12 protein-coding genes are annotated in these 15,908 nt (G+C 51.6%); 4 read left to right on the top strand and 8 right to left on the bottom strand.

Annotated elements, in window-relative coordinates; translation table 11 throughout:
• Window positions 1–8: 8 nt before the first annotated feature.
• From BW686_RS09445 to BW686_RS09435, 3 genes are read right to left on the bottom strand one after another with little or no spacing between them, the layout of a single operon-like run.
• A complete protein-coding gene (locus BW686_RS09445; protein ID WP_169790031.1) occupies window positions 9–947 on the bottom strand; it encodes a TniB family NTP-binding protein in 939 nt (312 codons plus the stop codon).
• Complete coding sequence (locus BW686_RS09440; RefSeq protein WP_084916049.1) at window positions 944–2,899, bottom strand: DDE-type integrase/transposase/recombinase; 1,956 nt, start codon at window positions 2,897–2,899, stop codon at window positions 944–946. The genes BW686_RS09445 and BW686_RS09440 overlap by 4 nt, the downstream gene beginning before the upstream one ends.
• A gap of 1 nt (window position 2,900) precedes the next feature.
• Entirely contained in the window at window positions 2,901–3,623 is a 723-nt protein-coding gene (locus BW686_RS09435) for a hypothetical protein (RefSeq protein WP_011102952.1), read from the bottom strand.
• A 185-nt stretch (window positions 3,624–3,808) separates the two neighbouring features.
• Here BW686_RS09435 and BW686_RS09430 point away from each other — a divergent pair, with 185 nt between their 5' ends.
• On the top strand, window positions 3,809–4,855 hold the full coding sequence (locus tag BW686_RS09430) for a hypothetical protein (protein WP_057444983.1): 1,047 nt from the start codon (window positions 3,809–3,811) through the stop codon (window positions 4,853–4,855).
• A 54-nt stretch (window positions 4,856–4,909) separates the two neighbouring features.
• On the opposite strand, the gene BW686_RS09425 is transcribed toward BW686_RS09430, so the two are convergent.
• On the bottom strand, window positions 4,910–5,539 hold the full coding sequence (locus tag BW686_RS09425; protein WP_084916048.1) for an HAD family hydrolase: 630 nt from the start codon (window positions 5,537–5,539) through the stop codon (window positions 4,910–4,912).
• A gap of 139 nt (window positions 5,540–5,678) precedes the next feature.
• Here BW686_RS09425 and BW686_RS09420 point away from each other — a divergent pair, with 139 nt between their 5' ends.
• Window positions 5,679–6,674 carry an AAA family ATPase gene (locus BW686_RS09420; protein ID WP_055003598.1) on the top strand — a complete coding sequence of 332 codons (996 nt, stop codon included), beginning with the start codon at window positions 5,679–5,681 and terminating at the stop codon, window positions 6,672–6,674.
• A gap of 142 nt (window positions 6,675–6,816) precedes the next feature.
• A complete protein-coding gene (locus tag BW686_RS09415; RefSeq protein WP_256898362.1) occupies window positions 6,817–9,186 on the top strand; it encodes a S8 family peptidase in 2,370 nt (789 codons plus the stop codon).
• 59 nt (window positions 9,187–9,245) lie between these two features.
• On the opposite strand, the gene BW686_RS09410 is transcribed toward BW686_RS09415, so the two are convergent.
• On the bottom strand, window positions 9,246–9,488 hold the full coding sequence (locus tag BW686_RS09410) for a hypothetical protein (protein WP_044423196.1): 243 nt from the start codon (window positions 9,486–9,488) through the stop codon (window positions 9,246–9,248).
• Between the two features lie 1,158 nt (window positions 9,489–10,646).
• Between BW686_RS09410 and BW686_RS26805 the strand changes: the two genes are divergently transcribed.
• Complete coding sequence (locus BW686_RS26805; protein WP_179149217.1) at window positions 10,647–10,793, top strand: hypothetical protein; 147 nt, start codon at window positions 10,647–10,649, stop codon at window positions 10,791–10,793.
• A 23-nt stretch (window positions 10,794–10,816) separates the two neighbouring features.
• Here the strand turns inward: BW686_RS26805 and BW686_RS26800 are convergent, their stop codons facing one another.
• Genes BW686_RS26800 through BW686_RS09390 form a run of 3 tightly spaced genes read right to left on the bottom strand, consistent with a single transcriptional unit; the run spans window position 10,817 to window position 15,892 of the window.
• Window positions 10,817–11,428 (bottom strand): hypothetical protein, encoded by a 612-nt coding sequence (locus BW686_RS26800; RefSeq protein ID WP_179149216.1) that lies wholly within the window; start codon window positions 11,426–11,428, stop codon window positions 10,817–10,819.
• Entirely contained in the window at window positions 11,418–12,563 is a 1,146-nt protein-coding gene (locus BW686_RS09395) for a helix-turn-helix domain-containing protein (protein ID WP_218775743.1), read from the bottom strand. Before BW686_RS09395 ends, BW686_RS26800 begins: the two co-directional genes overlap by 11 nt.
• Complete coding sequence (locus BW686_RS09390) at window positions 12,560–15,892, bottom strand: type I restriction endonuclease subunit R (RefSeq protein WP_084916044.1); 3,333 nt, start codon at window positions 15,890–15,892, stop codon at window positions 12,560–12,562. The genes BW686_RS09395 and BW686_RS09390 overlap by 4 nt, the downstream gene beginning before the upstream one ends.
• Window positions 15,893–15,908 lie beyond the last annotated feature (16 nt).

Here is a 15,908-nt window from a genome sequence, read left to right as displayed (position 1 = left end):
GTTGCCCTCTACAGCCGGGGAATAGGGAGATGAGCCTCGCGCAACACCTTCACATAAGCGGCGTTCAAATCGTGATCCGAAATGACGGTGCCAGGTGTAAACGGGTTGCCAGAAAAAGGCTGGTCATTGACGGCGTTACGGTAGGCTTTAGCTAGACATCTAACGTCAATTATCTTGTTGGCATTATTAGTCTCGGCATGGCTGAAGAGATCGACCAACATACCGAAGCGGCCTAAGGAGGAGGCATAAAGGGACTTAATAGCTACATCGCCACTTAGCTCAAATATCCAGCCTTGTTCACTGTACGCAGCAGCCACAAGCGAAATACCCGCAGCAAAATCTTGGCGATCAGCAGCACTAATCCACGAGTAGGGGTAGATCAGCTCAGTGGCCAAACTGCGACCACGTAATTGCTCATTTAGCCCCAGCAAGCGCTCAGCAGCAGGAAGACCAAGCAAAATGAGAGAGATGTTGAGTTCATCGCTTAATACTTTGAAGAAATCAGCTAGAGCTCTTACTTTTTGTGGGCTGTGTAGCTCTGCCAGATGTTGTACTTCATCGACGATGATCGCCCTGACTTTCGCAATCTCTAGCTGGCGCAACGCTTGATCGTACAAATCCGGTGTGCTGCATTTGCTCAGTACCCTACCACCGAGGCCACGGATAATACTTAGCGTGAGCGCACGCTGATTGGGTTCAGTTGGGGCTGTGACGCGGATCAGTGGCTTACAGATTTTGCCGTTCACCTCCTGCGTGGGAAAGTCTGCCATCAGTGCCTGAGCGACTTCTCCTTTGCCTATTCGGCTGGGGCCGAACATCGGCAAGATTTGCCGCTCACCGGCAAGGGAGGCCTCAATGACTTGAAAGGCCCGCTGATATGATCTCAACATCCGGCCATGGAAAAAGCCCTCAGAACGAATCACCTTAATGACTTCATTCGCCATCATTTTTTCCTCCGGTGGGGCGCAACTACGATTTCTGTCGGAGCAGCAGCGAGAACGGTTTCAGCAATCGGCAATTGTTGTTCAGGAGTGATCGCCGCAGCGTTGGCTTTATCGACTGTTCGTTGAGCTCTTTGATTCTCGCGAATCTTGCCTTTTGGACGTTTCTGCGCATTGGCATCTTCGATAATATTTATATGATTGATGACGTAATCTTCCCCAGACAACTCGAAGTCTGACTTATAATGTGCCTTCCGGATTTCCTTAGCCTGTTCAAAACTAATAGCAGGCATGTTCGGGTTCTTATTTTGAACCGTGACCCACTCTTTCAAGCCAAGGTCATAAATATGAACCGACCGGCAGTCAAGTGGATTAATGCACACATCTACCTTCACCGTAGAGTTTGTTTTGAAAAGCGCTGAAACATACTCGTTCTGATAGAACTGGCGCTGATAGTTAATACCTTCACGAGTGATACTTAACTTGACTTCTAAGTAATGACGACAGGCTTCCATCAATTCTTCAGCCGAAGGGGCTGGAAAAACTACATACTGCTGGCTCAGACGAGTCAACGCCTGCAATGGAGTAAACTCCTGACCAAACTTTTCGGACAAGCGATCACTCTTCTTAATATGATATGAATCCGTAATCCAGCGGATGATGACTTCGTTAAGTTTTTCGATGGTCAAGGTCGCAGATTTTTGTGCGTCTTCCAGACCATGCGTTTCCCGCTTGTCATGTGATTTCTTAGCGCCTGGCAGTTTCTTGATCAGCATCGTGTTCAACGTGCCAAAAAAACGCTCAATAAACGGTTTCTGGTAGGGGGCACCGGCAACACAGTACTCCAACATCATACCCAGGTGTTGCGACGCTTTAACGATCATAGGGCCATGGCAATCAGATCCGTTATCCAGAACCAATGTGCGGATATCTGCCGCGGCGGGCCACTCATGCATACAGCTCCATTGCGTTTTAAATGGCTCTCCCTTGGGGCTAAAAGCAAACTGCAGGGATTGCATCAACCCGACCTGGCTTGCTGCCTGAATGGTGAGGTGAATTCCAACAATGGTCATTGTTGCTGTATCGATCAAAGCATAGAAGGTGGGGCAACCAATTACGTTGCCAGAGGCATCGACAATGAAGATGTCCAAAACCGTAGAGTCACCCTCTACGCGGGCATAAGGCTCTTTGACATCGAGATAGCTACACGCATTTCGCATAATCAAACGAAAGGTGCGGGGGTTCAGCCGACCTTTGATATTTTTCAGATTTAGTCTCGCAATGAATCGGCCTACCGTACGCCTAGACACACCGCCAAGTTCAACACCGATCTCAGCTGACTTTTCTGAACACCGAATATTAATTGCATGAACAATATCCTGAATGCTAAACCTACTGCTACTGCAATACTTTGACTCGATGACGTTAAGAATGATTTCTTGAACCTCGGGTTCCATCGATAACGAATGATGAACCCCACGATCCGAAAAATGTGCAGCTAAGCAGTTTGGCGAATATGACTCTTTATAAATTCTCCAGTATCGTTCAATTGATCTTCTTGACGGTACAGTACGATGCGAGCCATATCGCCTTTGGATCTCAATGTAGATATCCTTCCAAGTAAAATCCTCAATCAGCTGCTCTACAACTCTGATGTACTCCTGCCGCTCATCTCTAGATTTAATTTCTGTGGGACTCAAGAATCGAGGTTCAAAAACCTCTTCTACCCCACATGGGGTTTCAATACGCACGACCGAGCGTAGATCCCCCGAAGCGACTGTATTGCGAAAGTCGTCATCCTGGTAGACATGAGATTCACCTAGCTGCCCAATCAGCACTACTTGCCGTGCTTTGGTATTGATCGTTCCAATTACATACGAACGACCATCTGCTCCGATGAGCGCGGCGCCAACCCTGTATCGACGCGAGCTGATGAGCCCTTCATTAACGGCAGCCATCTCAGATGTCCATTAGCTTCAGATGATCCAACGAGCCGTGCGCCGCATTGACCCAGCCATCCCCCGAGAAAACATTCTCCGACAAGTCCGCGCTCAGCACCCCATATGCCAATCCAAAAAAAATGTCCGCATTAGATAGTGCCCCAGATTCTTTAAGCTCTAGGGTCGGCCACCGCTTACGATTTTTTAACGCGATGCCTACCTTTTCACAGGCACCTGCCGCGCGTTCCTTTTGGGCAGGACTAAGCGCCTTTTTCAAATTTTCCAGATTGGAGATGAACACCGGAGAGAATTTCTCCTCGGTGAAGGTGATAAATTGCTTGCCATATGTGGCCAAGATGCGTTCAGCCCGAGCATGCTTATCCGCGTGCTTCTCTAAGAAAGCGCTGGGTTTGCTCTCGCAGATAAAGATCTGTCCGTCATGCCGCTCAATTTCACTGTCAGCAGTGTAAGCCACAGCCTTTTTACCGTCTTTCTTGGGCAAGTCCTGTCGGCTAATAAGCAGATTTTCGTTTTCCAGGTCGACACAGATTGACTGGTCGGATATCCGCGTGAATCCAGGCATGAGGCTGAGAAGCAGCAAGTGGTTGCGCTCAAGAAAACTCTCGCCCGCGACAATCCCATTCGCGTTGCGATCCGTCGGCACGATATAAGCTCGGCGACCCCGTTTGGTACGCTTGGCAACGTCACGTACAGGCTTAACGCCCTTATTTCTGACGGGCATAACACAACTCCAAAATCTTAAGAAAGCACCGTCAGGGCGGTGTGCGCCATGGCGATGCTTGACGCCGTAAGCGCCAAACCCCAAACTCCGACTGGATTCTGTAGAGTCCAAACAATCGACGTATAGAAATACTGCTGGCCGGCCAACCTGTCAATAGTTTTCCGTCCAAACAAAAGGGGGTTGGCATGGGTAGAAAAGTGGACACCACCTGGTACGGTACCTATTTGGAAGCAATCGCCTTCGAGAACCTCTCGGGAGATAAGTCCGTAGGCACACCAGAGTTGGCAGATCATCTGGGTGTGAAGCCAAAAACACTTGCACGAATAAGGTCTGCAGGCCGCTTCATCCATGAGGTGCTACCTGGGGTAAAGCCAGAGCAAATTCAGTGCGGTTACGCCTCGTTAGAGCTGTTATCTAAGTTATGGGGAGCGGATCCCTCGGGCGCACAGTCTCGATTGGAAAGTGTCCTGGCCAACAGGACTAAGCTGCCTGAGCTAGAAGAAGCTATTCGTCGGCTCAAGCTTGGCGAAAACAAAAGCTCCACAGAAAGCAACCTAGTCGGGCCGTCCCAGCTTGGGTTTATGGCACGAATGGATGTCTGGATAGCATCGTCAGATTTGGTGCATTTCGATTCGTATCGGGGTACAGCGTTTAGACTCAAACCATGCCTCGGCTCCTGTCCTGGATATCTCATCAACACAGAAAACGGTCAACCGAGCGCCCTCGTCCTTTGCAAACAGGGGAGCGGCTGGCGGGATCCTGCCGGCGTCGCTAGGGAGCTGTATGAGCATGCAATAGCTCGCAGGCACACAGCCCCAGCGATCTGGTATGTCTTTGAAAAAGACAGTGCAGTGCTTCAGCACCTCGCAGAGCTAAGCATCTGGTGGGGTGGCTCGCCTACTAGTGACGATCCATGGTTACTCTTGGCCTATCTGACCGAATCAGGGAAGCTTGAGGTGCTTTTTGAGGAATACTTCTACAACCTGATAGGCAGCATGACAAAGGGCGAAGGTGCGCTTCGGCCAAATGATCTGATCGCCACTGGGGAAGCTATGGATGGCAGCAAGGCATGCATCACAATTCCTTTACGGAACATCCAGCCTATATCTGCAGCGACGAAACATCGCCCGTACTCCGAAGTACTTCGAGAGCGCTTACTGGCGATTGCCGGGCAAGGTCATGCAACGTCGGATCAAATTGACCGATTGGCTGCTATTGACCTAGGTCTCTGACCTGCATCGGCTAAGCGTTACCGGTGCTGCACAACTGTAGATGTAACTGGGAGATCAAGGCGATCGGCTTTCAAACACGGAGTGCTTGAAAGCCATCAAATCGCGAAAGTCAGATGGCGATCCTGCTCCAGTCCGTTTTAGATAATGCCCTTTAATTCCGAGGGCTATTGGCCCGTCTCGATCACAGCGTTGGGAATCCCCGATCATCCACACCTTGCAGGCGTCTACAGCCAACTCAGTCAGCACTGCCTCGTAGATACGCCGATCTGGCTTGAGCGACCCTAACTCATAGCTGAAGCCGTAGCTCTCCAAGCCAGGAAAGATGCGCTTAACAGCCGCACCATAGGGTCGGGCCAAATTTGAACAGACCGCCACTTTTATACCTCGCGCCTGCAATGCCTCAATGCATGACAGCGCATCTGTGAAGGGTCGGATACTGGCCAGCTCCGCGTCAAGCTCGGATTGGATACGTGCAAGCTCAGCCGGTGGTACATCAATGCCGAAGTGATCGGCGGCTTGTGCAAGACTCCAAGGATGGCTCATGAGCATCGATGCATCATCCGGCTTTGGACGCCGACCTTGCGCGATGCCTAGCTTGAGAAGCTGGCGAAATGGATGGCGCCCGTTCTCGATCCGTATGATTGTACCGAACGCATCAAAGATGGCCGCTTGGACATGGCTCACACCGCATACTCCTTCCAGAACATCGAACGCCAGAAAATCAACACCTTCGAGAAAGCCAGCCTTTTGCTGTGCCGAAGCTACTTTTCTGCAAGGCAAACCTAATCAGGCCTATAATGCACGGCTAGCATGAGGTCAACCTATGGCAAGCGCCGATCAGCTCAAAGCACTGCTGAAATCCCACATTACTGGTGATGACAGCCACTTTTTCTCCGTAGCGATGCAGGTTGCAGCGCACGAGGCAAAGCTCGGCCACGGAAAACTGGCAGAAGAGCTCAAAGCTCTGATCGATGCAGCGAAAGCTCGGCCCTCTTCAAAACTACCAAACAAAACGATCCCTATCAGCCAACCTCGTGGTGAGTTGGTCGGACTTCTCCAAGCCTCTTATCCACAAGCTCGGCTTTCCGACATGATCCTGGACGACCAGGTTGCTATGCGTTTGCATCGGATCATCAAAGAGCAGCAGAACCATACGAAGATCCGTGCACACGGGCTTTCACCTCGCCGGAAACTGTTATTGGTCGGGCCACCAGGCACTGGCAAAACACTGACCGCCTCTGCATTGGCAGGTGAGTTGGGTGTTCCGCTGTTTGTTGTGCGACTTGATGCCTTGATTACCAAATTCATGGGGGAGACCGCCGCCAAACTGCGCCAAGTCTTTGATGCCATAACTGAAGTACGCGGTGTCTATTTTTTTGACGAGTTCGATGCCATAGGTTCGCAACGTGGCCAGGCAAATGACGTCGGCGAGATACGGCGCGTTTTGAATAGTTTTTTGCAAATGCTGGAGCAGGATCAGTCCCACAGCCTGGTAATCGCGGCTACAAACCACCCCGAGATTTTGGACTACGCCTTGTTCCGACGGTTTGACGACATGATCCAGTACGGACTTCCCGAAGCAGAGCAAATCATCGCAGTGCTAAAGAATCGTTTATCCACCTTTAAACCAAAACGGCTGGCTTGGTCAAAGCTCGCAGATAAAGCCGGTGGTCTGAGCTATGCCGATGTGGCACGGGCGGCAGACGATACCCTCAAAGATGCAATTATTCATGACCGTGCGTCGATCACGGATTCTGATGTCTTAAAGATGTTGGAAGAGCGGAAGCTGATCAGTAAGAAAATACTAATCGATACATAATTCAAAGAGCAGTATCGCGATGACGGATCAACGCAGAGAAAACCTCCCGCATCTATTTCCCCAGAATACATCATTCGCAGAGCCCTTCACCTCCCATAGGGTTCCAGTAAGGCCTCCACCGCTTCCTGCACGTGACCGTGCCATGCACGGCAATGCTTTGCGAGAACAGCTCCAGCAGCTTCGGCCTGTTGCGGAGCAGGCAAAAGAAGAACGAGCGGCACTTGGAATCCAAGACGGCGTGGGTCTCCGAGTTCAGTTTGAAAGCTTCGACGATATCAAGCTCGCTTTTGAAAGTTTGGCAAATAAACCCAAAGGGATCGAACTTCTCAATTATAAAGAAGAAGGAGAAAAGGGCTTTGCGACCGTTTTCGTCCCGGATGGCAAGCTCGATTATTTTGAACGGGTCATCACCGAGTACCTTGATGATCGTAAAGGTTCTACAGGTCGAAGCCTTGACCATAAAGCCCTAGTAAACACGATTCAATCCATCCATGTCGCTCAACTAGAGGCGCTGTGGACGGATGCTCCAGCATTTTTTCCTACAGATGAAAACGAGATTATATGGTGGGAGGCTTGGTTACCCGTCAGGGATAATCGCGACCTGGTAGCTGCAAGCTTCATGCAGGCCGCTCAGCTACTTGGTATTCGAGTACTGGAGGGAAGGCTTAATTTCCCAGAACGAACAGTGCTGACAATCCAATGCAGCAAAGCACAGCTACAGCAGTCAGTTCTGACTCTTAACAGCATCGCTGAATTACGCAGGGCAAAGGAAACGGCGGATTTTTTTGATTCGTTTACACCTGCAGAGCAGCACGAATGGGCTGCTGAACTTTTAGGCAGAACAACCTTCACCTCCTCAGAGCATACTCCGCACATCTGCATTCTTGATACGGGCGTGAACCACGGCCACCCACTTTTAACTCCAGCACTTGTGGAACCAGACCTTCACACTATCGAGCCGGATTGGGGTGTTGATGATCGCCATGGCCATGGCACCAGCATGGCTGGGTTAGCCCTCTATGGCGATTTAACCCATACATTAAGATCAGCGGAACCTCTGATCATTGAACATCGCCTTGAGTCTGTGAAGCTGCTACCAAGCGACGGAGCAAATGCTGGAGATGAGAAGAATTTCGGGTTCAATACAGTCGAAGCTGTATCCAGGTCTGAGATAACTGCGCCCCTAAGAACACGATTGTTCAGCATGGCAGTCACTACCGTGGATGGTCGAGATCGGGGCCGCCCGTCATCCTGGTCATCGGCTCTCGATCGGCTGGCCTTCGACGCAGATGCACAGGGAGCAAGCCCACGACTATTCGTTGTATCGGCAGGTAACATTCGAGAATCCAGCGAATGGATGGACTACCCAAGCAGCAATACGTTGATGGGCATTTGTGACCCTGCACAGGCTTGGAATTCATTAACTGTGGGGGCATTTACAGATCTGGTAGAGCTCCCGCCAGGCTTGAGAGCTGTTGCCGCAAAGGGCGGCCTCAGCCCCTTCAGCACAACGTCGCAGAATTGGATTAGCCACTATCCCCTGAAACCAGACGTGCTCTTCGAGGGAGGTAATCTGATCCATGATGAGTTGTTGGGCCCAGCTACAGCAGGGGAGCTGTCACTGCTGACCACCCATAACCACCCAGTCGACCGCCATCTCACCTTAGCCACTGCCACCAGTGCTGCGACGTCGCTTTGTTCCCGGATGGCGGCTCAGTTAATGGCCGCTTACCCAGGGCGCTGGCCTGAAAGCATTCGGGCTTTGATCGTTCATTCTGCTGAATGGACTGATGCGATGAAGCAGATGTTTCTTCCTCAAAATCGTAACTCAACAAAACAAGATTACGAGCGTCTGGTTAGGCATTGTGGCTTTGGCGTGCCCAGCCTGGAGCGGGCCCAATGGAGCGCATCTAACTCGCTGACGCTGATTGTCGAGGACACCCTCCAACCCTTTAAGAAGTCGAGAGGGAAAGATCCCTCTCCACGAGAAATGCACCTGCACACGCTACCCTGGCCTAAGGACGAACTTGAAGCATTGGGGGCAACCGACGTTGAGATGACCGTCACGTTGTCCTACTTCATAGAACCTAATCCGTCCGCACGTGGAAGGTCTAGATATCGCTACGAATCCCATGGTCTCCGCTTCGACGTCAAACGTCCAACTGAAGATGTGTCCCGCTTCAGGGCGAGAGTGAACGCCGCCGCGCTTGATGATGAGAATGGAATATCGAACCAAGACAACGACCCGGCATGGACTTTAGGCAAACAGAAACGCCATCGCGGTTCACTTCATCAGGACACTTGGAGAGGTACTGCAGCTGAGCTCGCAAGCCGAGGCTATCTTGCCGTGTACCCATCGTTAGGGTGGTGGAAGACCAGAGGGGCATTGGAGCGGTATGACAGCTCAGCACGGTATGCGCTGATTATTTCGATCAAAGTCCCAGAGGTTGACACAGATATTTACAGTGTAATCGCCGCGAAGATCACTTCAGAAAATGTCGTTCAGGTGTGACGATATGATCTGCATCGGCTCCAGGAGGAGCCTTTACCTCGTCGAACGATTTTCTGTGCTCAGCCCCAGCTCTGTGGGCCGAAATTTGAGTCACGGTGAATTACGACAGCATTGGTGCCATAGGTGATTTCAAGCGCATGCCCCTTCAATGCTGCCCGCAGATCGTCCTGGAATGCCTCCTTAATGCGCTCACGGGAGGCAACCTCGTAAAGTTGGGCCCAAGGTAATGTCCATACATTCAACGTTTTCTTTTTCATAAAACCGTCAATATCGGTGGCAATAACGTGAGCACTTTTAGCCATTTCCAAGCGTTCCTTTGCGATTGATTTCTTTCGTATCGATTTCTAAGAGATCGTACTGGGGTCACCCTGAGATATCAATACGCCATTAGGATTACAGCGTGTGTGGAGCCCCCAACGAGCTGGTCACGTCAGGACATAGAACAGCCAAAGACTGAGAGATGAGAAAATCGCCGGCAATCAAAAGGAGGTACTCATGTGTAATGCATGGAATCACCCCAAAAACTGCAGCTGCGGCTGGGGCGGTGATGGACACCCAGGACGATCCACTAATGCCCATAGCGCGCCAGCGACTCACGGCGGCTGGTTAATTTCGCTTACCAATACCTATCACAGTTACGTCAATCCCAACGCCTGCTGCCCGGTGTGCGGGACTGCAGTGTTCTTTTATCAATCGCCCAGTGATGGCCGAGTTTTCTTCGACGAGTTGGGCCCTCCCTGGCCAAAACACCCCTGCACCGACACTATCACCCCTCCAGCGAAAGCTCCTCACTCATCGAGGATGACAGGTCAGTCAACCGTTTACGCCTGGCAGCGTGCCGGATGGCAACCGTTCATTATCGAAGCGGTCGTGGGCATCGACAAAGACTACCTTAAGCTGACCGGAGTCCGTCAGGGGCAGCACCTGTCCCTCTATCTAAGGCGGCTCGTGACACACCATCAACACCATCAGGCGCTGTCCGAGCACAACCTAGCGCAGATTAAAACCCTAGGCGACGGCCACTTTCAGTTGTCGATCCTTCTCACGCAGGGATCTCCGATCACCCTCGACGTGTACGCTCTGCTTGCCCAAGCGAGAGAAGGCCGAAGTACATCGGTTGGGTCGGCGAAACCCACACCTACAGATAAGCGAACGGCATCGTTGAATAAGCCGTCCAATCCACGACGGCCCAACGTCCAGCGTGAACCGAAGAAATCGACTGAACGCGCGCCAGCGACCACGGCCATGGCGTTAGCCTTTTGTAAGGCTCAGGAACGACAGGGCCATTCCTAAGCTCTCTACGATTAGCGCTGCACATAATTGGCAGTTACGTTAAATCGCCCCCTACGGGGGCGATGGGTACGGTCGACCGCAGCACGGTCACTGGCGACCGAGACCCCGACCTGCGCTATACCAGAAGGGTAGGGTATGGCGTCACGGTGGAGCGAGAGGAGCGACTGATGAGGAAAGCCATCGAACCGGAGACCTTTGCTGCCCTGGTCGAGACCGGCACGGCGCGGGAGTTTCTGACGCTATACAGCAACGAGCGGGGGCAACTGATTGCCGACATGTCTCGGCCCGAACGGTGCGGTATTGGCGTTCGTTGAAGACCGTTGGACGGTTTTGGAAATCAGGGCGTTACGCTTGGGGCAGAAGCCATGGAGGCCACCTGATCCATCATTCTGCATCTCATCGCTTCGTCATATGCCTTATTAAAAAACTCTGTCAGTGGCCTACGCTCGAAATTCTCATGCTCCGCAATGACGTTCGTATGATCGGAGTCCCCCAAGTGCCGGTGATAATGAAGATAGCCGTATAGGCGCGGGGTGCTCTCGACATTGAGGCCTAGTTTCTTTGTGGCGTACTTTTTGGCCAGTCGTTCCTCTGTCATGAAAGCGATACTTCTTATGCTGTACGCCACTGCTAAGCAGGACATCTCTCCAGAACCTAAACGACCAGGTGCAGCTGCTGATACTGTGAGAAGATCCTCAAGACTACACGCCTGCACCTGAAACACTCCGGTGCTTTGAGCATGGCGCAACCTGCTCATCAGCTCTGCTTGCTCCTCGGTTATGGCCGATCTCGGCTTTTGTAAGCATTCATAAAGCACTGATGGTGTTACGCAAAAATGGCGCTTAGCCAGAATTGCGGCTTGAAACAGGCGCTTAGAAGACAACATGCTCCATACAGAGCAAGTATCGACCACTGAGGTGGAGGAAAAACGACTTGGATCAAAGCTCACGAGTAATAGCCCTCCCATACAACTCAGATATCTCGCGAACTTGCCTGTGATCCGCCAGTAGCACCTCTGCCAAGCGGCCCGCAGAAATCAAGCCGCACTGATGCGCCTCAAAGCACAATCCAACGTAAACGTCAGAAAGTCCGCGCTGTAACAGTTCCAGGCGTCTTTCCAATTGTCGCTCCGAAAGATGTTCTGGCGCCTCAGGATCGACTTTATCTGACATAGCAACCCGAACAGAACGAATTATCTTTGCTGTTTCTTCGTCAACACGCTCTGCCTTAAGAAGAGCATAGGACAGCGCCTCGGTACTGACCTTCAGTTTTTTTGCCCAATCAACAGCCAGAGTGGCGTTCCACTGGCTTATATGTGGTAGTAACTCTGGCGGCATCAAATAACAAGAAGCAAATCGATTAGCGCGTACTTCCTTCAAATCTTTGTGGTCATACTTAGAGCTACTTCGCTTATAGGAGACACTTGCTGCATCAGATGAATCAAAAATTGCGTGCGCTGCCTCATGGCTGACGGAAAAACGCTGCCTATAGATGTCTTCCTCGTAATTGACCAAGATGCAGTGGCCTGCAATGGGGTGCTCGATGTACAGCCCCGAAATATCAGTATTTGCCAGCTTACGTCGGAAAATGTGAAACCCTATCTTTCGGAAATCATCGTAAATATCGAGATTTATTTGACGTTGCCCGTACCCCAGTAAACGGCGCAATTCCGCCGCAGCGTCTTCGCCATGAGCATTGTAAAAACTGCCCCTGGGCTGGTAATGGAACTCTGTATACGAGTGAGTAAGCTCTTTCTTTAGCGTGGCTTCGACCTCACACAAAAACAAAAATTCTTGAATTGCTCGACGATCTTCCGGCGTAAAGGCATCTCCGTATCTCCGATAGAGAATATTTGTTTCTTTGAATGGCTCTGGCCTTGCCGGATCAATAAAATCTCTGAAGTCTCTAACGTAGAAGTTAGCAAGAATCAGTAACTCATCACCCGAGGGAGGAGTATTTCCGCCTTCAATCAAACTCAAATGCTCAACACTGATACCTGTGCCTGCGCTGACCTCAGCCATGCCTAATGACTGTAGATTGCGGGCCTGCGTAAGCCGCTCGGCAATAAGTTTTAGGTCAATCAATGCAGTGCCTGCCCTAACGATCCCTGCTGTAAAAACCGGAAAACAACCTCAGCGCGTGCCTCAATGTCTTCATTCGAAAATTCATCAGGCATGCCATTCAGCATATGGTCGATGATCGTAGTTTTAAGTTGTGCCTGCGATGATGCTTTGTCGCGAAGATTGCCCATTTCAGACCGACGAGTGCCCACGACGGATAGAAGATTCATGGCGACCTTCTTCAGCTTGTCAATGTCGCTTTTACTCAGCGCTGATTTGTCTTTGCCGAGCAGGTCATAGATGGCGAGTTCTTTCTCGGTCGAGAAGCCTTCACGGATGAAGCGTTGCTCTTCCTGATCCAGCGAATCATGCACCTGGAGCAATTGATCAAAAACTTTCTGAATCTCGACTTTGTCCTTGTCGCGGTTGTACTCCTCTATGATCTCCTCATAGCGTTTATACAAATCAACACGGGTAGGGTTGGTCATCAACATCATCTCGATACGAGCCTGAATCCGCTCTTGCAAACTCAGGATTACTGCCTGCTGTTGACTCGACTTGGCGAACTCCGCACGTAGTCGCTCAAAATTAATACCAGACAGGTTGTAGGGCTGAGTCGGCTTGTCTTTGACCGTGTTGAATGACGAAACCTCAAGGGCGTTATCCACCAGCCCGCGCAGCTCTTGCATGATCGAGCTGACATCAACTTTGCCTTTAGGCTTTTGCAGCATGTTGTAGATGGCCGCGATAGCGCTTTCTTGGGGCTCATACTGGCGCAGCTCATCACGTGGAAATAGCCCGCGATAACGGTCAGCCACATCCTCGGCAAGTACCTGGAAGGTCTTCTTGGTCTCACCCGAAACAGAAAGAGCGTTCTGCGCATCCAGCAGTGCCTGCCAGCGCTCTTCGCCATTTTGGGCCTTAACCAGATCGTCTAATTCAAAGCCTGTGCTGGTCAGGTGGGCCTGTACTTTAAATATCGCTGCGGCGTACTCCACGAGGGCTTGCTCCTCATCGAACAAGGGGTCAGTACCATCAGAGTTACCCTGCTCACCTTGCCCGTAGACGGCCAGCGCCTTGCGCAGGCTTTTAAGCATGCCGTTGTAATCAATGATAAGGCCGTTTTTCTTGTGCGCTGCCACGCGGTTCACCCGAGCGATAGCCTGCATCAGGGTATGGCCCTTCATAGGTTTATCGAGATATAGGGTCGCCAGCGATTTCACATCAAAACCGGTCAACCACATCGCACAGACGATGGCGACGCGAAACGGATGCTTACCATTCCTAAAGCATTCCTCGATATCACGGCTATCGATGCCCTTACTGATAACTTCACGATAGGGTTTAACCTCGATGCCTTCTTGGCCGAAATCCTGGATCTCGTTCTGATCGGAACTGAATATTGGATGAATTTGCGTCGTCTTCATCCACTCGATCAGTGCAGCATCGCGACGTAACCCCTCGGAGAACGGCTTGCCCTTAGCATTGAACGGTGCCTGATCGTCCAGCAGCTTGATCTCCAGCGCTTGGATCTTCTCGGCCCACTTGCTCTTGATGCGGATGGCCATCTTCACGCAGGTGACCTTGTCGATGCAGACCAGCAACGCCTTGGCATTGCCACCATACTTGATAGCTTGACCAGCCTTTGGTGGTGCCTCCATAAGCCGCCAACGCTGATGGAAGTGCTCTACGAAATCAGTGGCGACGTCATTCAGATGGGTATCCGAAGTGAACACTGGGTAATCACGGGCCAGCTCGCGGTATAGCTTTTCTTCCTGCTCTTCCGTTAGGTCACCATCAGCGCGGGCCTGATCGATACGATCTTCAATGCGTCTGTTCAGCGCCTCATCGACAATGTGCAGCTTTTCACCCCGGCTCTCGTAATAGAGGGGCAGGGTGGCACCATCAGCCACGGCACGCTGGAAATCATAGACAGAGACATAGCTGCCAAAGACTCGTTCGGTTTCACTTTTCTCATGCCCATCGATCAACGGTGTGCCGGTGAAACCAATGAATTTGGCACGTGACAATGCCATGCGCATTTGCGTTGCCAATCGCCCGTACTGGGTACGGTGGGCCTCGTCGGAGACCACGATAATGTCATCGCGTTCTGACCATGGCTCAGTTATGCGCTTGCGAAACTTGTGGATCAGGCTGAACACATAACGGCGATTTTCGTCTTTGAGCAGACGCTCCAACCCTTCAGCCCCGGCAGCCTTGTCTCGGCTGTTAGTGGAAATGCCACATCCTACAAAGGTGCTGAAAATCTGATTGTCCAGTTCCTTGCGGTCAGTGAGCAGCACGAAGGTATAGCCAGATGAAATCTTGCGGTGAATCTTCTGGCAGAAAAACACCATCGAATAACTCTTGCCGCTACCTTGGGTATGCCAGAACACCCCAAGCTTACCTCCCAGAACAGCAGGGCCGCCTTCGCGCAGACTGTCGACAGCGCGATTAACCCCAAGATATTGGTGGTTGCGAGCAATCACCTTAGCGGTGTGCTCTTCACTGTGGTCGAACAGCGTGTAGTTCTCAACGATATCCAAAAGCCGGTTTTTGCTACACATTCCGCGCAGCAGAATCGGCAAAATAGGCTTGAGTGGTGCAGTGTCCGGTTTCGGGGCAGGATCGGCATCCTCCTCAGCCAAACGCTTCCAGCGGTAAAAGTGATCCCAGCTGCTGGTAATGCCGCCATAGCGTGCATCCAGGCCGTTAGAAACAATCACCAGGGCGTTGTAGTAAAATAGCAGGGGAATGGTGCCGGGGTGGCTATCGTCAGGGCGACCTCGATAGTCGATATAGTTCTCGTCGAACGCGGCTTTTAACCCTTTGTCGTGACGTTTCAGCTCGATAAACACCAGAGGCAAGCCGTTGACGAAGCCAACCAAATCACAGCGTTTGGTGTAGGGGCCACTCTTGATCCAAAGCTCGCGCACCACCAAAAAGTCATTGTCATCCTGCTTACCCTCAGCGAACTCGACGACTTTGACGTGAACGTCTTCTTCGGGGCGACCGCTGGGTGCCTTGAGGCTGATACCGTCACGCAGCATCCGCCACTTTTCTTCGTTGTGTTGCAGCAGGGTCTTGGTTAGGTCGGCATCCAGCAGCAGTTCACGCGCCTGTGCCAGTTTGATCGGCGGCACCCTGGGGTTGAGCCGGGTCAAGGCCTTATCCAGCTCGCGAACCAGCACCACTTCGCTGCGATCCTTACGCCCCAGCGTGGAGTCTGGATCAGATGGCAATCCAAGGACTTCGTCCATGGCATAAACCGAACGCCAGCCCAATTCCTCAACCAGCAGTTTGGCGGCAGGTTCCTGGATATTTTTGTCTTCCGAATAACTGGCCTTCGCCATATTGCATCCTCCCTGT

It is taken from the genome of Pseudomonas syringae (assembly GCF_002157375.1).
Taxonomy (GTDB): domain Bacteria; phylum Pseudomonadota; class Gammaproteobacteria; order Pseudomonadales; family Pseudomonadaceae; genus Aquipseudomonas; species Aquipseudomonas syringae_T.
Note: the sequence above shows the minus strand (reverse complement) of the source record. Positions and strands in the feature narration are given on the sequence as shown.

Excerpts from the sequence above, each read along its gene's own strand:
- BW686_RS09445 (WP_169790031.1), bottom strand. The coding sequence starts at position 947 with ATGATGGCGAATGAAGTCATTAAGGTGATTCGTTCTGAGGGCTTTTTC.
- BW686_RS09440 (WP_084916049.1), bottom strand. The coding sequence starts at position 2,899 with ATGGCTGCCGTTAATGAAGGGCTCATCAGCTCGCGTCGATACAGGGTT.
- BW686_RS09435 (WP_011102952.1), bottom strand. The coding sequence starts at position 3,623 with ATGCCCGTCAGAAATAAGGGCGTTAAGCCTGTACGTGACGTTGCCAAG.
- BW686_RS09430 (WP_057444983.1), top strand. The coding sequence starts at position 3,809 with ATGGGTAGAAAAGTGGACACCACCTGGTACGGTACCTATTTGGAAGCA.
- BW686_RS09420 (WP_055003598.1), top strand. The coding sequence starts at position 5,679 with ATGGCAAGCGCCGATCAGCTCAAAGCACTGCTGAAATCCCACATTACT.
- BW686_RS09415 (WP_256898362.1), top strand. The coding sequence starts at position 6,817 with ATGCACGGCAATGCTTTGCGAGAACAGCTCCAGCAGCTTCGGCCTGTT.
- BW686_RS09410 (WP_044423196.1), bottom strand. The coding sequence starts at position 9,488 with ATGGCTAAAAGTGCTCACGTTATTGCCACCGATATTGACGGTTTTATG.
- BW686_RS26805 (WP_179149217.1), top strand. The coding sequence starts at position 10,647 with ATGAGGAAAGCCATCGAACCGGAGACCTTTGCTGCCCTGGTCGAGACC.
- BW686_RS09390 (WP_084916044.1), bottom strand. The coding sequence starts at position 15,892 with ATGGCGAAGGCCAGTTATTCGGAAGACAAAAATATCCAGGAACCTGCC.